Below are 16,547 nucleotides of genomic sequence, written 5' to 3' on the forward strand. Positions count from 1 at the left end.
CTGAAAATCTAACACATTATCTTAAAGTCAGAATATTGAGGGAAACGAGTACAAACACGACCGTTAATAAGTTCAGTGAGCTTGACATATAGTCGGCGAACTTATAAAGAGTCACGGTGTTAACCTCGTTAAGCCTACCCTAGTAGTACTTGCACTCGGTTGCCTTGTGACTACTTTAAAGTTCTTTGACTATAGAGGGTTATATATCAAAAAAGGTTTAATTTTCAAACATTAGATATCAAAAAGGACATAATCGAACGTTATGCCCTCTTAAAAAGACTGGTATTTTTAAAAACCAATTAGGATGTCATTAAATCTGTAACTCGCCGACATCGGCAACCGTTAAGAATAACTCACGTACCTGTTTTAACAAGGACAATCTATTAGACTTTAACGCGTCATTGTCGCTATTCACCATTACATTATCGAAGAAATCGGTAAGGGGTGATTCAAGTTTCGTTAAGGCCTGTAGAATCTCGTTATACTTAGCTTCGGACTGTAGCGGCGCGACTGTTTCTTGTGCCTTGACTACGGCATTGTATAACGCTTGCTCGGCCGCTTCTTTTAATAAGCTTTGGGTCACCCTATCACTAACCTTACCTTCAGATTTGGCTAAAATATTGGCCACACGTTTATTAATTTCAGCTAAGGTGGCCGCTTGAGGCAGCTTACGAAATGCACTTACCGCATGGATACGCTGGTCAAAGTCCATTGGTACAGCGGGGTCGATGGCTAAAACCGCTTGAATCGTATCAACACTCATACCTTGCTCGACATACATAGCACGATATCGTGAGTTCACAAAATCAATAACTTGGGTTAAAGTTTCCTCACTATTTTCGAGCCTACCCTCGTAATTTGTAATGGCTTGCTCAATTAGCTTATCTAGATTAATAGGCAGCTGTTTTTCAATTAGGATACGCAGTATCCCAATTGCTGAGCGGCGTAGGCTAAACGGATCTTTTGATCCCGTTGGCGCTTGATTAATACCAAAGATACCGACTAACGTATCCAAACGGTCGGCCAATGCTAAGCAAATACCGATTGGCGTTTGCGGCAATACATCACCACTAAACTTAGGTAAATACTGCTCTTCGATAGCCGCTGCTATGGTTTCTGGCTCCCCATTCAATCGCGCATAATAGGTACCTGCAATACCTTGTAATTCCGAAAATTCACCAACTAAGGTACTGGTTAAATCAGCTTTAGACAATATCGCAGCGCGTTTAGTTTGCGCGATATCAATATCAGTATAACCTTCTATATTATCTTCTATTAATAGTGAGGCAATTGAGGCTGCAAGTTTGGCAATGCGTTCAGACTTCTCCCAAATTGTGCCTAATTTATCTTGGAATACGCGTGTTTTTAGACTCTCAGCCATTTCAATTAGTGGCTGCTTTTGATCTTGCAGGTAGAAAAACTCAGCATCTGCCAAGCGTGGACGCACAACCTTTTCGTTACCGCTAACCACTTGACTTGGGTCTTTGGATTCAATATTACTGATAAAAATAAAGTAAGGTTGTAGCTTACCGTCTTTATCAGTTAAGCAAAAATACTTTTGATCCGCTTGCATGGTGCTGATTAAAGCTTCTTGAGGCACTTGCAAAAACCGCTCTTCAAAGCTGGCTCGTAGTGCTACCGGCAAGTCTACTAATGAAGTAACTTCATCAAGTAACTCTTGCGGCACGATGGGCTGCGAATCAACCTCATCTGCTAATGATTTAACTCGCTCTAAAATGGTTTGCTGACGACGATCAAAATCTGCTATCACTTTATTGTCTTCAAGCAGGCTTTCATAATCTTTAGCATGACTAATCGTTAACGCAGTTGGGGAGTGATATCGATGTCCTAAGGTTTGATTAGCAGACGTTAAGCCTTGAATGTTTGCTTCAATAACTTGATCATCTTGCATAAGTACCAACCACTTAACAGGACGCACAAACTCTTCACGACTAGCACCAGAGCGCATACGCTTGGCAATCGGTAGATTGTCTAATGCAGTTTGAAAAATAGCAGGCAATAGCTCAGTTGTTGCTTGACCATGTACAGTTAAATCATAACCAATGTAATCCCCTTTGTCGGTATTGATGGTTATTAAGTCATTTACATCTACGCCCAATCCTTTAGCAAAACCTTGTGCTGCGCGTGTGGGGTTGCCCTCGCTATCGTAAGCGGCTTTAACGGCTGGACCGCGTTTTTGCTCACTACGGTCTGGCTGCTTTTCGCTAATGCCCTCAATTTGGATGGCCAAACGACGTGGTGCGGCAAAAGCTTTGATCTGATCATAACTGATATTGGCGTCTTTTAGTTGACTCTCAACGCTTGCTTTTAGCGAATCGCGTAGGGGTTTTAGACTCTTTGGTGGCAGCTCTTCACTACCAAGTTCAAATAAAATTGTGCTCATGTGGCTCTCTGTGATTATAAGATGTTATAAATATTTATCTCGCTATTGAGTTCAAGTGTGCAGGCTTGACGTGATCTACTTTTGATTGCCGCCTTTCTTAATGGCTTGTTTGTCTTTCTTCCCGTCTTTCTTGCCATCCTGCTTCTCGCAAGCTTCAGCACTCTCATGTGGTAAATACTTTTTCAAAGCCGCTTCTTTATGCGCCTCATCTGCCAGTGGGAATCCAAGTTTTGCGCGTGCCTGAACATAACCTTGCGCAACTTTACGCGCCAAGGTACGCACTCTTAAAATAAAGCGTTGACGTTCCGTGACTGATATTGCGCCACGAGCATCTAATAGGTTAAAGGTGTGCGACGCTTTTAATACCATCTCATATGCTGGCAAAGGAAGATCCGCTGCTACCAATTTATCCGCTTGCTGCTCATAAAAATCAAATAGTTCAAACATTTTTGGTACATCGGCGTGTTCAAAGTTATAAGTAGATTGCTCTACTTCATTTTGGTGGAACACGTCGCCATAGGTCACTTTACCAAATTCACCATCGGTCCACACCAAGTCATAAACACTATCGACACCTTGGATATACATAGCCAAACGCTCAAGGCCGTATGTAATTTCACCCGTCACCGGGAAGCATTCAAGCCCGCCCACCTGCTGAAAATAAGTAAACTGAGTGACTTCCATACCATTAAGCCAAACTTCCCAGCCAAGACCCCACGCCCCTAGTGTGGGCGACTCCCAGTTATCTTCTACAAATCGCACATCATGCGTGAGCGTATCGATACCTATGGCTTCAAGTGAACCCAAATAAAGCTCTTGAATATTGGGAGGATTAGGCTTCATCACCACTTGGAACTGATAATAGTGCTGTAGACGATTTGGGTTATTACCATACCGGCCATCCGTAGGACGACGTGACGGCTGCACATACGCTGCGTTCCAAATTTCTGGGCCTAATGATCGTAGAAATGTGGCAGTATGAAACGTGCCTGCACCCACTTCCATATCATATGGCTGTAATACCACACATCCTTTATCTGCCCAATAGGTTTGCAACGTTAAAATGAGTTCTTGAAATGTCATAAAATAGCCATGTTTTGAAAGAAAGAAAGAAATAATAAAAAGAAGGGTTGATGATCAACAAATAATAAAGCTTGTATATTTTGATATAAATACATAATTTTTAATACGCTAACCTTACTAAAAAAACGCGAATTTATCTAGGGTCTGCGCAATATTCGAGCATTAGGATACAAAGGCACTAATGTACACAAAAAAATACCTAGATGGTTAGCCATCTAGGCAGGAGGAAAACAAATCGGAACTTTAATTTAATTATTAGGAATTTAGCTATAATTAGGGATGTTGTGATATTTTTGAAAGTTATAATGTAAAAGGTAAAAAGTTGCTTGAATTAATAGGTGCTTAAATTAAATTAGCTTAAAACCTAACCCTGTACTTTCAAACCAATAACTATAAACTTTTAAGTAATACATAAAACTTAAAAATGTTTAAACATAAGAATCTACAGATGCTTTAGGCATTATTAGCCATAAAATTAAATAGATTAATATACCAGGTACGCCAGTACTTGCACTCGAAATAATCACGAATAAAATACGAGTTAAGTTAGGTGACCAACCAAAATATTCTGCAATACCGCCCATCACACCTGCAATCATTTTATGATTACGTGAACGATGTAATTTATTAAGTCTTTGCATTTACATAACTCCTTTATATGATGAGATATCCGTCCAAAGATACTTAAACACTATTAACACCACGACAAATTAACGCTATGATACCGATAATAGCTGTCCATTATTCAATCTATAACTCAAAAATAAATTAATATATTTGTGCGGGGATATTTAGAATATCTCAAATATCTTATGTCGTTCTATTATAGCTAAATTGACTAAAAATGCTGTTTATCCTTTATAATGAATTTGTAAGTTTGTAGCCAAAGAATCTTTCCAAATTTTCACAACTGTCACTAAAGCATAAAACAGATGTACAATGTAACTATATGATTCTTTTGGACTATTAATAATTAACAGAATTTAATAACTAGCAGCCTATCTATAAATTTATATAACCTGTCGATTGAATTATGTAGAATAAACTCCCTTAATATAACCCTCGACAAGATCTATAATATATTTGCGTTCATATACATTTAATAAGCCGCTCTAAGGACAAGTTATGCAAAAATCCGGACTTATGATAGGACATTTTGAACCCCTACATTTAGGACATATTCGCACTATTTTGCATGCTTCTTCTTTGGTCGAAGTTTTGCATATTGTGATAACCCGGCACCCCAACCCGAATCCTAAGTTTCCAGTGACATTGCAAGACAAAGCGCGCTGGTTGCAGATGGCCTGTAGCGATCTTCCTTTTATCAGGATTCATGTGTGCGATGATTTTTCATTCCCAGTACATGATAGTGTTGAAGACATTACAATTAACATTGATGCCTACAACGCCAAAATCGATTATATTCAAGATAAATTTTCGATAGATAAAGATAACGTATTACTGGTTACCGAAGGTCACCCCCTATCTAAACCTGCGGTGACTACGTCATTAAATATGGACGTCACCAGCACCCCTCTTCATCCTGAGTTTGATAGTACAGCGATTCATTTTAACCCGATTGCCAACTGGGACATTATTCATCCCGAAGCTCGTGGCAGTTACACCCGAACAGTCGCTATCGTTGGCGGTGAAAGCTCTGGAAAAACAACTTTGGCGCACAAACTTGCCAATTATTATGGTGCTGACTTGGTGTTAGAAATGGGTAGGCTGTATGTCGGTACCGATCTAGGGGGTACTGAGGTGGGTTTGCAATATAACGACTACGGTCCAATTGCACTTGACCACGCCCAAGCCATGCGTGAGATCATGTACCAAGCGCAAGCGCCTATTACAATTGTGGATACTGACTTTGTCACGACACAAGCGTTTTGTGAAGAATACGAAGGTCGTACTCATCCTTTTGTCACGGCGTGTATTGAAGAGTTTCGCTTCGATCATACTTTATTTTTGGCCAATAACACCCCTTGGGTTGCTGATGGTATGCGCTCACTGGGCTCTGAAACAGCCCGAGACCGTTTTGAGAGTCGCTTGGTAGATATTTTTAATCGTCATAATATAGATACTTTCCGTATCTCTAGCCCAGACTATTTCCAGCGTTATGCCGATGCCATCAATTATATTGACAAAAATATTTATAATACAACGCGCTAAGTAAGGTTTATCATAACGATCAAATTTTGCTATTATCGCCCTAACGTCTCTCATCAAGCTAGTGGTTTGGTCATGTGTTTAGAGATTCGGTTACGGTAGGTCATTGATTCAGGATTTCAGCGATTCACATTAACTTTCATCGATTCACATTAACTTATGGATGTTAATCACACCTTCTAAACCAGAACCACAACTATAAAGGACTCATATGCGCATAAAGTTTTTGGATAATATTACGGGAAAATGGGCCCTGCAATGGATTGTTGCATGGTTTTTATTTGGTGTTATTGCATTGAGTTCAGGGTTTTGGCTAACTACTGAGCATGAGACGTTAGATTGGTTTTATTTGGGCGTCTCATTGGTCGGCTTAGTCTGTGTGGTATCGCTATCCTTTCGCAAAAACGTCATGGGTAATGGACTGGGTATGGCAGCAACCGCTGGTGAAGTGGTGGTGCAAGCTACCTCTGGCGCTGTTGGCTTAATGCTTGCTCCTTTATTTAATTTCTTTACGCATGTGTATGGCTTGTTTTATTGGTCTAAAAATACAGATGCTGATGGTAATATGATACCCAAGTCAGCGACCAAGTGGGTATGGATGGTGACCATTGCTTTTATTGCTATTGGCTTGGCTTTATTCCCTATCGTCAACGAATGGCTTGCGCATCAAGGTTATGCGCTCGTTAAAAATGATGGCAGTCAGTTCTTAGGTAAGATAGACTTTTATTGGATTAACGTCTTTGCCTTTATACTGTCCATTACGGCGCAAGCTACTATGATTCTGCGTTATTCATTTAATTGGTGGATATGGATTATGGTTAATTTCGTATGGCTAATTGTTAACCTCATGACGGGCAATTATATTTTTGCCATTCAAACTATGGTGTATCAAATTAATTCTTTTGTTGGTTTGTATGAATGGCAACGAAACGCCCGTGAAAGCACGTCTTAATAGCCATACAAACCTCATCGTTATCAACTGTATGCTTTATACTGTATGTTTGATGCCGTGTGTTTATTATAAGACATTAGAGTGAGGTATTAAATACGATGTTCCATAAAAAATACCGCGACACTCTGGCGGTATTTTTATAGATAAGAGTTTATTGGAGCAGGTTATACTTTAATAAATCAAGCCAATGACCAAATAAATCTTACCACAAATGAATTAAACCTTGTTAGGCGTATAATCTTTAAGCGCCGCAATACGATCATCTAATGAAGGATGCGAGCGAAAGAAGCTAGCAATGCTAAAGCTTTGCGCCTGACCAGTCGCTATTGCAAACGCCTTCATGTTATCTGGCATTTGGGCAGGGCTGGCTTCAACGGGTCGCAGGGCATCAAGCGCACTTACCATTTTGTCACGGCCTGCAAGCTTTGCGCCCATCTGGTCAGCACGGTATTCACGCTTACGCGAGAACCACATCACAATGGCGGATGCCAAGAATCCAAGCAATATATCCATCACAATACTGGTGACGAAGTACCCAATACCGGGGCCATCTTCGTTTTTAAATACCACTCTATCCACAAAGCTACCCACGATACGTGCAAAGAACATCACAAAGGCGTTTATCACCCCTTGAATCAGCGCCAAAGTCACCATATCACCATTAGCGACGTGGCCAATTTCATGCGCCAACACAGCTTCTACTTCATCTGGCGTCATAGAGTGTAGCAGTCCTGAAGACACGGCAACTAAGGCTTTGTTCTTATTCCAACCCGTTGCAAAGGCATTTGGCTGTGCATTATCAAAAATCCCTACTTCTGGCATATCGATATTGACTGCTTTGGCTTGCTTTGCCACTGTATCCATCAACCATTTTTCTGTGGCGTTACTTGGAGTGTCGATAACGACTGTCCCTGTTGAGCGCTTTGCCATCCATTTTGACAATAATAGAGAGATCATTGACCCTACCATGCCATATATCGCACACATTACCGCTAAGCTACCTAGATTCAGACCGCCCACACCATGTACAGACCCTAGCCCAAAGACGCTAGACAAAATACTAAATACAATGCCGAATACAACCAGCACTGCTAAGTTTGTTAATAAAAATAACCCCACACGCATCATACGCTTTACTTCCTTTTCAAAGTTTCAATACAACGTCAACGCCCATATTACTTAATCATTCCGTATCATTCAACGGTGTAGAATGTATCCATTAAATGATGTCACATAACTTATGACTAATAACTTATGCTAGATAGCTTATAAATAGCTTTTAAATAGCTTTTAAATAAAGATAACCGATATAACTGGGTTTACTGCTGCTGTTGTCCTACTCTTGTTTAAATACTTAAATACTTATGTTAGTTAATAAAATGGGGGTGGTGAGGTCTTTATTCAATATTTCTTGCTGATTAACTATAACTTACTTATTCAATATTATTTCGTCATTCAATCTAGGGCGCCTCTCTTATCTATAAATTAAAAATTAAGTTGAACATCAAGCAGATAGGCTATGCAATTAACTTATGTGTTTACATTACCTATGTGTTTACAACAAGCTAGCTACCTGCAATAATAGAATTCTACATTCATCACTAATAAGGACATTAGGATGTCATCTCGTAAGCAATCTACCAAACGCTCTTTAGAACAATGGCTTGCTGACTATGCAGTTAGCCATCAAAACCCAATTAATAAAACCATTCACTGGCTGTGCGTTCCTACCATTTTTGCCAGTATTTTAGGTATGGGGATGTCAGTCGCTGCATGGTTCACTATCGTGGTCGCCATGTTGATAGCCATATTTTACTTCAAACTGTCCCCGCCTATGTTCGTTGCAATGGGCATATTTACGCTGATTTGTTTTTCAGTAATTGCCCTATTACCTATTGGCTTTAAGGGTTGGGCGGCTGTATTTGTCGTGGCATGGATTGGTCAGTTCATCGGGCATAAAATAGAAGGCAAAAAACCTTCTTTCTTTGAAGACCTGCAGTTCTTACTGATCGGACCAGCATGGGTTGCCAATACTTTGTTTTTACGTCGTAAAATTAAACCTACTCAGACGGCTTGAGTCAGACTGTTTAAGTTTTATACGTATCGGTGAATATGGACGCATTTTAGATCAGTTTGATAAGTGTTTTATATACTAAAATACAACCAAATTGCTTCAAACAGCAGTAGCCTTGTGTGTGCTAAACTTATATATTTATTAAACTTTATCGCTTTAAATATAAGTATTACTAATAAATGTTTATGCGTACTTAATTATCTATCTAGTAATAGTTTAAGTCAATTATTAAGCTTTAGGACTATCATAAGGAGATTAACTGTGAAAATATTAAAAAATGCTGTCACTATCGCCGTTTTAGCAGGACTTGGTACGTTAAGTGTGGCCAGTAATGCCGCTACTTATGAAATTGACCCGCATCATGCCAACGCACGTTTTTCGGTAGATCATTTCGGTACTTCTACCAACGCTGGTGGTTTTTATGGTTTAACAGGTATTGTAGAGTATGAACCTACTAAGCGTGAAGGCTTTGTTGGGGTTACGATTCCAATTAGCAGTATTGATACTGGTAATCGCAAATTTAACGACCATTTAAAGTCTGCTGATTTCTTTAATGTTGAGGAATATCCAACAGCTTACTTCAAGTCTACAGATTGGGTATTTAATGGCAATAAAGTTGCTGCCGTGAATGGGCATCTTACGTTGCTTGATCAGACTCACCCTGTTACACTGACAGCCACTAAGTTTAACTGCTATGATAGCCCCTTACTAAAAACCCAAGTATGTGGTGGCGATTTTGAAACCACTATCGACAGAACTAAATGGGGTATCGACACCTACACTGATGGCGGCATGATGAAGGATATTAAGCTTAAAATTCAAATCGAAGCTGGTTTGAAAAAATAAAATCTATATATGATTAAGCTTTTTAAGAAGGCGCTACTTCATAGTTGAGTATCGCCTTTTTTTATACTCTATTTTTGACTGCTAATATTCTTGCTATATTAAGTACAATGTATTAAAACGCCATACTTGGAAAATACCGCATGAATTTTATGCCCAACATCAGACGAATTTATGCTCGAGACCCAACTGAGCCACATCGCGCTTCAACTACACTCGAGTTATTATTTGATTTGGTATATGTCATCGCCGTCTCCGCCGCGGCAGAAGGCTTTTATCATCGGTTGAGTGAACATGATTTAAGTGGGTTTATTACTTTTACTTTAGCATTTTTTATCTTATGGAATGCGTGGACCAGCTTCACTTGGTTTGGCTCAGGCTACGATCCCGACGATACCCCTTATCGTCTTTCCGTCTTAATGCAAATGTTTGGCTCGTTGTTGATAGCGGCCAATATTAGTCGGTTTTTTGATCAGGGCCTTATTTGGATTGGCGTCGCCGGTTACGCCATTATGCGCCTTGCAAGCTGTAGCCAGTGGTATCGGGTCTACAAACACTTACCTGAGCACAGACAAGTTGCTAGACGCAGTGTAATTGGCCTACTTGGCTTACAGGCCATGTGGATCAGCTGGCTGTTTTTACCGCCTGTACTACAAACGCCGGCACTTTTAGTCTTTGTCATCGCGGAACTAATTATGCCTATTTGGGCGCGTGCTGAGCAATTTAATAATTGGCACCCTAGTCATTTAGCCGAGCGGTATGGACTATTAACCATTATCGTATTGGGTGAAGGAATTCTAGGAGTAAGTGGCACCATCCGCTATTTATTAGCAGATCCTGCTTACAACGCCAGCGATATATTGGTCACAGGGTCAGGTATGGTAGCGCTTTTATTTGCATTATGGTGGCTGTACTTTAGCGTACCATTTGATGCTATTTTAAAAGAAGAGAGACGACGTCATGATTTGATTTCTTTTGGGTATGGACATTTTTTTATTTTCGCTTCACTAGCAGGTATTGGCAGCGCTTTAAACTTAGTCCCCGATGCGATGGATTATGCAGTCGAAGCCTCTGCTAAGTCAGTACACCATGCGGTAACGATGCCCTATGCTATGGGTATGGTAATGCTTCAACTGGCGGCATTTTTGGTTATCTTATGGGTGCTGCGCCGCCTTATCTGTCGCAGCTCGCAGTATAATATTCTGACATTACTCATCGCTTTAGCTATCATTGGCATTAGCTTCTATGCCGTTGTACTCGGTCTGCCCATTACCTATGGCATTTGGCTTAGCGTACTTGCGCCTATCTTAATGACTTTCAAATTTAATCGAAGTCAAAGCGCCTTGCATTAATGGGCTAATAACGAAATAGTAATGGGCTAATAACGAGTTAAGAGCAACCCAAGTAATAAGAGCAATGAACAAGATAAATGAAAAAGATAGCACTTACGCTGTCTTTTTTTATGATAGCTGCTTTTTATTAGATTAAGACGACTTAATCCGCAAGCGGCTTGATCAGCTCAAAGCGAGGTATCTGCTTGCCATCTCGCTCTATGGTTTCGGTAAACATCTCTAGCGGGCGTACCCACACCCCATACTCACCATACAGACAGCGATAGACCACAAGATCTTCTTCTGTTTCAGAATGATGGGCGGTATGCAGCACCTGATATAGACTGCCTTTGTAATGGCGGTAGATACCTTGTTGAACTGTTTGCATTCTAATACCCTCCTTTTAATAAATGTTAAAATATTGTTGAAAATTATTAAATTTCGTGCTTAAATATATTTACTTCCTGAAAAGGAGGTTGAGAAGTACTGGATAGTACATAAGTATAAAACGCAGAATTATAATAACAATCTATTTCTTTAGATTGTGTCTCCAAGTGCGATTTCCACTTTCTATTCAGCTTCTTATAATTTATTAATTATAAAGAGGCAACTCCATGAAAAATCATGATTCTTTAATCTTAAAGACCGTCAATAGCGCTGACTTCACCTTCAATGATATCAATAAAACTCTGAGTACTATTGATGCTGTGAATATGGCAAAACTTCTTGATCATCTCGATCTTACAGCTAATCCTCGAAGTGCAACTAAAAATAATATTGTAAGATCCATATATGATACTCTTAAGAATTCACCAGAATACATGGTGTTTAAAACTAAAGGTCTTTTAATAGCATGTGAAGATTTTGAGATCCTTCAAAGAGGCAGGTATAAATTAAATTTTGATAGTCATTCAGTTACTGATGGTTTGTTAGATGGCGGACATAACGTTTTGGCTATTGGTATATTTATGCTTGAAGAGTACTTCAATCAAAACGATGTACCAGTCCCAAAAGATATTAGAAAGATCAGTAAATGGGTTCACTTTGCGGATGTTTGGCAGAAATATAAAGATAAGATAGAAGACTTTGTAGCAACTCAAAAGTTCCAAATCCCAGTAGAAATAGTCTATCCTAAAAATGGTTTCGAAGACGCTTTTGCTGACAAAGTTTTTGAGATATCAGATGCCCGTAATAACAATAATTCACTTGCAAGCGGTGCAAAAGCAAATCACCGTGGTTATTATGACATACTTAAACAGTATATAGACCCTGAAATTAGGAATTATATTGAGTGGAAAGACGGAGAAGCAGATAAATACATTAGACGTGACGACATTGTAGCATTATCACTTATACCTTTTATAGCTCTTCAACGTGCTGGAAAGCTAGACAATACTGATATTGGCAACATAAATCCTATTAATATCTACAGCAGTAAAGGTAGCTGTGTAGCAACTTTCTCAAAGATTATCGAGCAGTTAAAGTTAAACGAGGATGATGTTGACAACTTAGAGCTACCGCCTTTAATAGCAAGTGCGTTTTCTTTGATGAATGATATCCCTTACCTTTACGATTTAATCTATGAAAAGTTTCCTACTGCCTATAACAATATCTCTCCTGGTTTTGGTAGAATTTCGAAGGTTAAAGAAACTAAAGAGAAACCATCAAAAACGAAGTTTTATAGATACGACAGTTCATATAAATATCCTGATGGATTCATAGTTCCTATAGTAGTCTCCTTACATACTCTTATTGGTATTGACGGCGACAAGGTGTATTGGAAAGTTCCTAATATAAGAGAGTTCATAGACCAAAAGTTAGTAGGTAACTGTGAGATGTTAATAAGTACTATTAAAGACAACTCTTATGACCCACAAAGTGTAGGTAAAAGTGCTGCATCATACAAAGGAATGGAAATGCAGTTTAGCTTTGCAGAAATGAAAGCAACTCTTAATAAATAAACCACATTTTAATTCTATGTAAAAAGTAGTAGAGCTTGAACTCTACTACTTTTTTTGTTCTCAGTAAATGAAAGCAAAACCAAAAATCAATCGCTTTCCTTCAGGATTGGCTGAAGCGGTAATAACTGATGATTGGTAGTAAATTTTTCTAAATACCCATTGTTTAAGCAACCGTCACCCTAGCAAACGCCTTTTTGCCCGCTTGAATCACTACCGTTTGGCCAGAAGTTAAACTAAAGCCAGCATTAATCTCCTCACCATCTACTTTTACCGCGTTGCGTTTTAGCATGTCTTTGGCAGCGGCGTTGTTCTTGGCAAGTTCAGCTTGGTTTAGAATTTGGGTGATGAATAATGCATCTTGACCATCAGGAAGCTCAAGCGTTACTTCGGGTAGATCGACAGGCAGCTCACCATCCGCTAAGACGTTACCGGCAGACTTATGCGCGTTTTGGGCCGCCTCTTTGTCATGGAAACGCTCAATTAACTCTTCGGCTAGAATGCGTTTTATTTCTTGTGGATTACGTCCCGCTTCCATCTCTTTCATTAGCGCATCGACTTCATCCATCGGCTTAAAGCTCAAAAACTCATAATAGCGGCGGATAAGCGTATCTGGCATGGAGAGCAGCTTTTGATACATAGTACCCGGTGCATCATCGATAGCCACATAGTTACCTAACGACTTAGACATTTTATTGACGCCATCTAATCCCTCTAAAATGGGTACGGTAATACACACTTGCGCCTCATGACCATAACGGCCTTGCAAGGTGCGACCCATTAATAGGTTGAAGGTTTGGTCAGTACCACCCATTTCTACGTCCGCTTCGAGCGCTATAGAATCATACCCTTGCACTAATGGATACAAAAACTCATGAATCGCAATCGGGGTTTGCGCCGCATAGCGCTTTGCAAAGTCATCACGCTCAAGCATACGAGAGACGGTCAACTGGCTTGCCAACTGAATCATCTCGCCTGCGCTCATGTCATTAAACCACTGCGAGTTGAACACCACATGAGTTTTGTCTTTGTCTAAGATTTTAAATACTTGCTCGGCGTAGGTTTTGGCATTGGTCATGACCTGCTCATCAGTCAATGGCGGACGCGTTGCATTCTTACCAGAGGGATCACCAATTTTGGCAGTATAGTCGCCAATCAAAAAATAGATCTCATGGCCTAAATCTTGAAAATGCTTTAGCTTGTTGATCAATACCGTATGTCCCAAATGCAAATCTGGTGCGGTGGGGTCAAACCCTGCTTTGATTTTGAGTGGACGGCCTTGCTTTAACTTAGCAATCAAATCTTCTTCTGATAGTATCTCGTGCGTCCCACGCTGAATGATGGCCAGTTGCTCGTCTATTGATAAGGCTTTGGCTGCTTGCTCTGATAACGCTGTACTCATGATTTCCTCTTTACGGGTCTTGAATTGATAACTTGAGTGGATAAGATGTTATGACGAATGATGTTAAGATGGACAAAGTATACTATAGTCAGTTTAATCTATCAGTCACTTTAGTATAATACCGCTAGAATCGCTACTTATAGTCAAAGAAGTCAAAGCTTAGTGAGGGTAACATCCTAACCGTTTAATCGTTCTCTGATTAGGGGCACGCCTTAGACTGGTATGTCTTCTTGTATATAATTTGATTTCTTGTTTATTTAACCTTTATTCAATATTTCAACTAGGTCTTTTCATGCCAAATATCTCCGAGCACGATGATGATTCGAACCCTGCAATTATGACAGATGACTTTAGTGAGGTGTTAAATCAGACGCTGTTTGAAAGCTTTGATACGGGTTATTATATTGGGATGATGTCTGGTACGAGTTTGGACGGTATGGATGCTGTCATAAGCCAGTTTGATGATAATGACTGTGAAAAAATCGTCGCCACTCACTCCAAAGACTTTCCCGATGACCTGCGTAGCGTCTTATTAGCGCTTTGTCAGCCTAATGGAACGCAGCAGCTTGATCAATTAAATATCAGCACTATTGCACATCTTAAGCCTCAAAGTGAGCTTGAATGGTTTGGATGGGCTAGTAAGGCCTATGCTGAATTTGCTAGTACCATGGTCGATGAGTTACTCAAAAGCTCAGGGTTCTCAGCAGAGTCAATCTTGGCCATTGGCTGCCATGGTCAAACGGTTCGCCATCGTCCGAATTTAGGCTTTAGCTTACAACTGGTAGACCCAAATATTATTGCTGAACGTACTGGCATTAGTGTCGTGTCTGACTTTCGTCGTAGAGACATGGCGGTGGGTGGCCAAGGCGCACCTCTAGCCCCTGCTTTTCATTTGGCTCAGTTTGCTGCTTCTAAAAATGCCAGTGACAATGACAGTAATAGTAACAGAGATAATGATAGTCATGACGACCTTATAGTGGTTAACCTTGGCGGTATAGCCAATATAAGCGTCTTACCAGCAAAGCATAAAGATAAGGTTACTGGCTACGACACTGGACCTGCCAATATTTTGCTCGATGCTTGGTATCAAAGCCATCACCCTGATTCTGAAATACTATATGACGAGTCAGGCAGATGGGCACAGTCTGGCACTGTCAATAAAGATCTACTCGCACAGCTAAAAGCTCATCCTTATTTTAGCCTTAGCACTCCTAAGAGTACAGGCCGAGAAGACTTCAACCTACCTTGGCTGACCGAACAACTTGAACAGTTTAGTCTTAAACAGTCGAACGTGGCTAATGTAAACACTCAGCAGCCTGTTGATACCGCCTCTGTACAGGCGACCTTAACCCAGCTTACCGCTGAAACTCTTTGCGAAGCGATTATTGCGGAACAAAAGCGATTACAATTGAAATCGGGCAATATCATAGTTTGCGGAGGTGGCGCTTATAATAAGACGTTAATGCAAAATATTGCTCAGCTACTGCCCCAATGGAAAGTCAGCACCAGTCAAGAGTTTGGGATAGCGCCGACTTGGGTAGAAGCCGTGGCATTTGCGTGGCTGGCTCGCCAAACCATTATGGGTGAAACAGGTAACTTGCCTGCGGTTACTGGTGCCAATAAAGCTGTGGTATTGGGGCAGGTTTGTTTTGCTTAAACCAAACTCTTTAAGACTAGCCTAAAGACTGTACCCACTGCACTATTTGATGACTTGGCAAAGCACCAGACTGTCGGCCAATCTCTTTACCACCTTTAAACGCTACTAGGGTAGGCAAGCTGCGTATATTGTACGGCGCCGCAGCCTGTTCAAATTGATCTGTCTGTAGCTTAGTAAACACCACATTGGGCAGCTGTTTTGCCGCTTTCTCAAACTCAGGCGCCATCATATGGCAAGGCTGACACCAACTTGCCCAGAAATCAACAATAGTAAGTACATCGTTCTTTTGAATGGTTTTTGATGCGGTTTGACTTGTTAAAACGACGGGAGCTGAGGTCAATAAAGTGTGTTTACATTTGCCGCACTGAGGCATCTCATTCAGACGCTCATTAGGAATACGGTTGGTGGCAGCACAATTTGGGCACACAAGATATGATGAGGAAGTTGTCATAGATATATCCTTGTTTATTCACAGTTAACTTTAGTCAATCAATCTTAACAGTGGTACAAGTCAAGCGTATGCAAGTACTACTAGCGTAGGTTAAGCGAGTTAAACGCTGTAACACTTTAAGAGTGGTTCGACTATATAATACTTTTATGACAGCGGGGCAATAAATTATCAAGCCCTCAACGGTTAAGTTATGAGCGTAGTATCTTTTTTATTTATCTAGAAT

General features: G+C 40.3%; 14 protein-coding genes. 7 read left to right on the forward strand and 7 right to left on the reverse strand.

The window, feature by feature from the left end; genetic code table 11:
* Nucleotides 1–310: 310 nt before the first annotated feature.
* The 3 genes from glyS to AC2SLP_RS02680 all read right to left on the reverse strand — a co-directional run bounded on the left by glyS (nucleotide 311) and on the right by AC2SLP_RS02680 (nucleotide 4,128).
* The gene (gene glyS, locus AC2SLP_RS02670) at nucleotides 311–2,404 is read right to left on the reverse strand and encodes a glycine--tRNA ligase subunit beta (RefSeq protein ID WP_486535094.1); all 2,094 of its coding nucleotides are present in this window, start codon (nucleotides 2,402–2,404) and stop codon (nucleotides 311–313) included.
* A gap of 75 nt (nucleotides 2,405–2,479) precedes the next feature.
* Complete coding sequence (gene glyQ, locus AC2SLP_RS02675) at nucleotides 2,480–3,487, reverse strand: glycine--tRNA ligase subunit alpha (RefSeq protein ID WP_486535095.1); 1,008 nt, start codon at nucleotides 3,485–3,487, stop codon at nucleotides 2,480–2,482.
* 428 nt (nucleotides 3,488–3,915) lie between these two features.
* A complete protein-coding gene (locus AC2SLP_RS02680) occupies nucleotides 3,916–4,128 on the reverse strand; it encodes a PspC domain-containing protein (protein WP_486535096.1) in 213 nt (70 codons plus the stop codon).
* Nucleotides 4,129–4,612: 484 nt separating this feature from the next.
* Here AC2SLP_RS02680 and nadR point away from each other — a divergent pair, with 484 nt between their 5' ends.
* Together nadR and pnuC are read left to right on the forward strand one after the other, a co-directional pair.
* On the forward strand, nucleotides 4,613–5,659 hold the full coding sequence (gene nadR, locus AC2SLP_RS02685; protein ID WP_486535097.1) for a multifunctional transcriptional regulator/nicotinamide-nucleotide adenylyltransferase/ribosylnicotinamide kinase NadR: 1,047 nt from the start codon (nucleotides 4,613–4,615) through the stop codon (nucleotides 5,657–5,659).
* A 208-nt stretch (nucleotides 5,660–5,867) separates the two neighbouring features.
* The gene (gene pnuC / locus AC2SLP_RS02690; RefSeq protein WP_486535098.1) at nucleotides 5,868–6,608 is read left to right on the forward strand and encodes a nicotinamide riboside transporter PnuC; all 741 of its coding nucleotides are present in this window, start codon (nucleotides 5,868–5,870) and stop codon (nucleotides 6,606–6,608) included.
* Nucleotides 6,609–6,824: 216 nt separating this feature from the next.
* Here pnuC and htpX read toward each other — a convergent pair whose 3' ends face one another.
* On the reverse strand, nucleotides 6,825–7,736 hold the full coding sequence (htpX, locus tag AC2SLP_RS02695; RefSeq protein ID WP_486535099.1) for a protease HtpX: 912 nt from the start codon (nucleotides 7,734–7,736) through the stop codon (nucleotides 6,825–6,827).
* A 490-nt stretch (nucleotides 7,737–8,226) separates the two neighbouring features.
* Here htpX and AC2SLP_RS02700 point away from each other — a divergent pair, with 490 nt between their 5' ends.
* The 3 genes from AC2SLP_RS02700 (at nucleotide 8,227) to AC2SLP_RS02710 (ending at nucleotide 10,877) form a co-directional block, all read left to right on the forward strand.
* A complete protein-coding gene (locus AC2SLP_RS02700; protein ID WP_486535100.1) occupies nucleotides 8,227–8,685 on the forward strand; it encodes an Mpo1 family 2-hydroxy fatty acid dioxygenase in 459 nt (152 codons plus the stop codon).
* A gap of 258 nt (nucleotides 8,686–8,943) precedes the next feature.
* The gene (locus tag AC2SLP_RS02705) at nucleotides 8,944–9,528 is read left to right on the forward strand and encodes a YceI family protein (protein ID WP_486535101.1); all 585 of its coding nucleotides are present in this window, start codon (nucleotides 8,944–8,946) and stop codon (nucleotides 9,526–9,528) included.
* Nucleotides 9,529–9,668: 140 nt separating this feature from the next.
* Complete coding sequence (locus AC2SLP_RS02710) at nucleotides 9,669–10,877, forward strand: low temperature requirement protein A (protein ID WP_486535102.1); 1,209 nt, start codon at nucleotides 9,669–9,671, stop codon at nucleotides 10,875–10,877.
* Between the two features lie 142 nt (nucleotides 10,878–11,019).
* On the opposite strand, the gene AC2SLP_RS02715 is transcribed toward AC2SLP_RS02710, so the two are convergent.
* A complete protein-coding gene (locus tag AC2SLP_RS02715; RefSeq protein WP_486535103.1) occupies nucleotides 11,020–11,244 on the reverse strand; it encodes a DUF1653 domain-containing protein in 225 nt (74 codons plus the stop codon).
* Between the two features lie 226 nt (nucleotides 11,245–11,470).
* On the opposite strand from AC2SLP_RS02715, the gene AC2SLP_RS02720 reads away from it, so the two are divergent.
* Nucleotides 11,471–12,817: a hypothetical protein gene (locus tag AC2SLP_RS02720; RefSeq protein WP_486535104.1), complete on the forward strand. Its 1,347-nt coding sequence runs from the start codon at nucleotides 11,471–11,473 to the stop codon at nucleotides 12,815–12,817.
* Between the two features lie 163 nt (nucleotides 12,818–12,980).
* On the opposite strand, the gene tyrS is transcribed toward AC2SLP_RS02720, so the two are convergent.
* Nucleotides 12,981–14,216: a tyrosine--tRNA ligase gene (tyrS, locus tag AC2SLP_RS02725; RefSeq protein WP_486535105.1), complete on the reverse strand. Its 1,236-nt coding sequence runs from the start codon at nucleotides 14,214–14,216 to the stop codon at nucleotides 12,981–12,983.
* A gap of 292 nt (nucleotides 14,217–14,508) precedes the next feature.
* Here tyrS and AC2SLP_RS02730 point away from each other — a divergent pair, with 292 nt between their 5' ends.
* Nucleotides 14,509–15,873 carry an anhydro-N-acetylmuramic acid kinase gene (locus AC2SLP_RS02730; protein ID WP_486535106.1) on the forward strand — a complete coding sequence of 455 codons (1,365 nt, stop codon included), beginning with the start codon at nucleotides 14,509–14,511 and terminating at the stop codon, nucleotides 15,871–15,873.
* Between the two features lie 16 nt (nucleotides 15,874–15,889).
* Here the strand turns inward: AC2SLP_RS02730 and trxC are convergent, their stop codons facing one another.
* Nucleotides 15,890–16,324 carry a thioredoxin TrxC gene (gene trxC / locus AC2SLP_RS02735; protein WP_486535107.1) on the reverse strand — a complete coding sequence of 145 codons (435 nt, stop codon included), beginning with the start codon at nucleotides 16,322–16,324 and terminating at the stop codon, nucleotides 15,890–15,892.
* Between the last annotated feature and the right edge of the window lie 223 nt (nucleotides 16,325–16,547).

It is taken from the genome of Psychrobacter sp. CX21 (assembly GCF_057396255.1).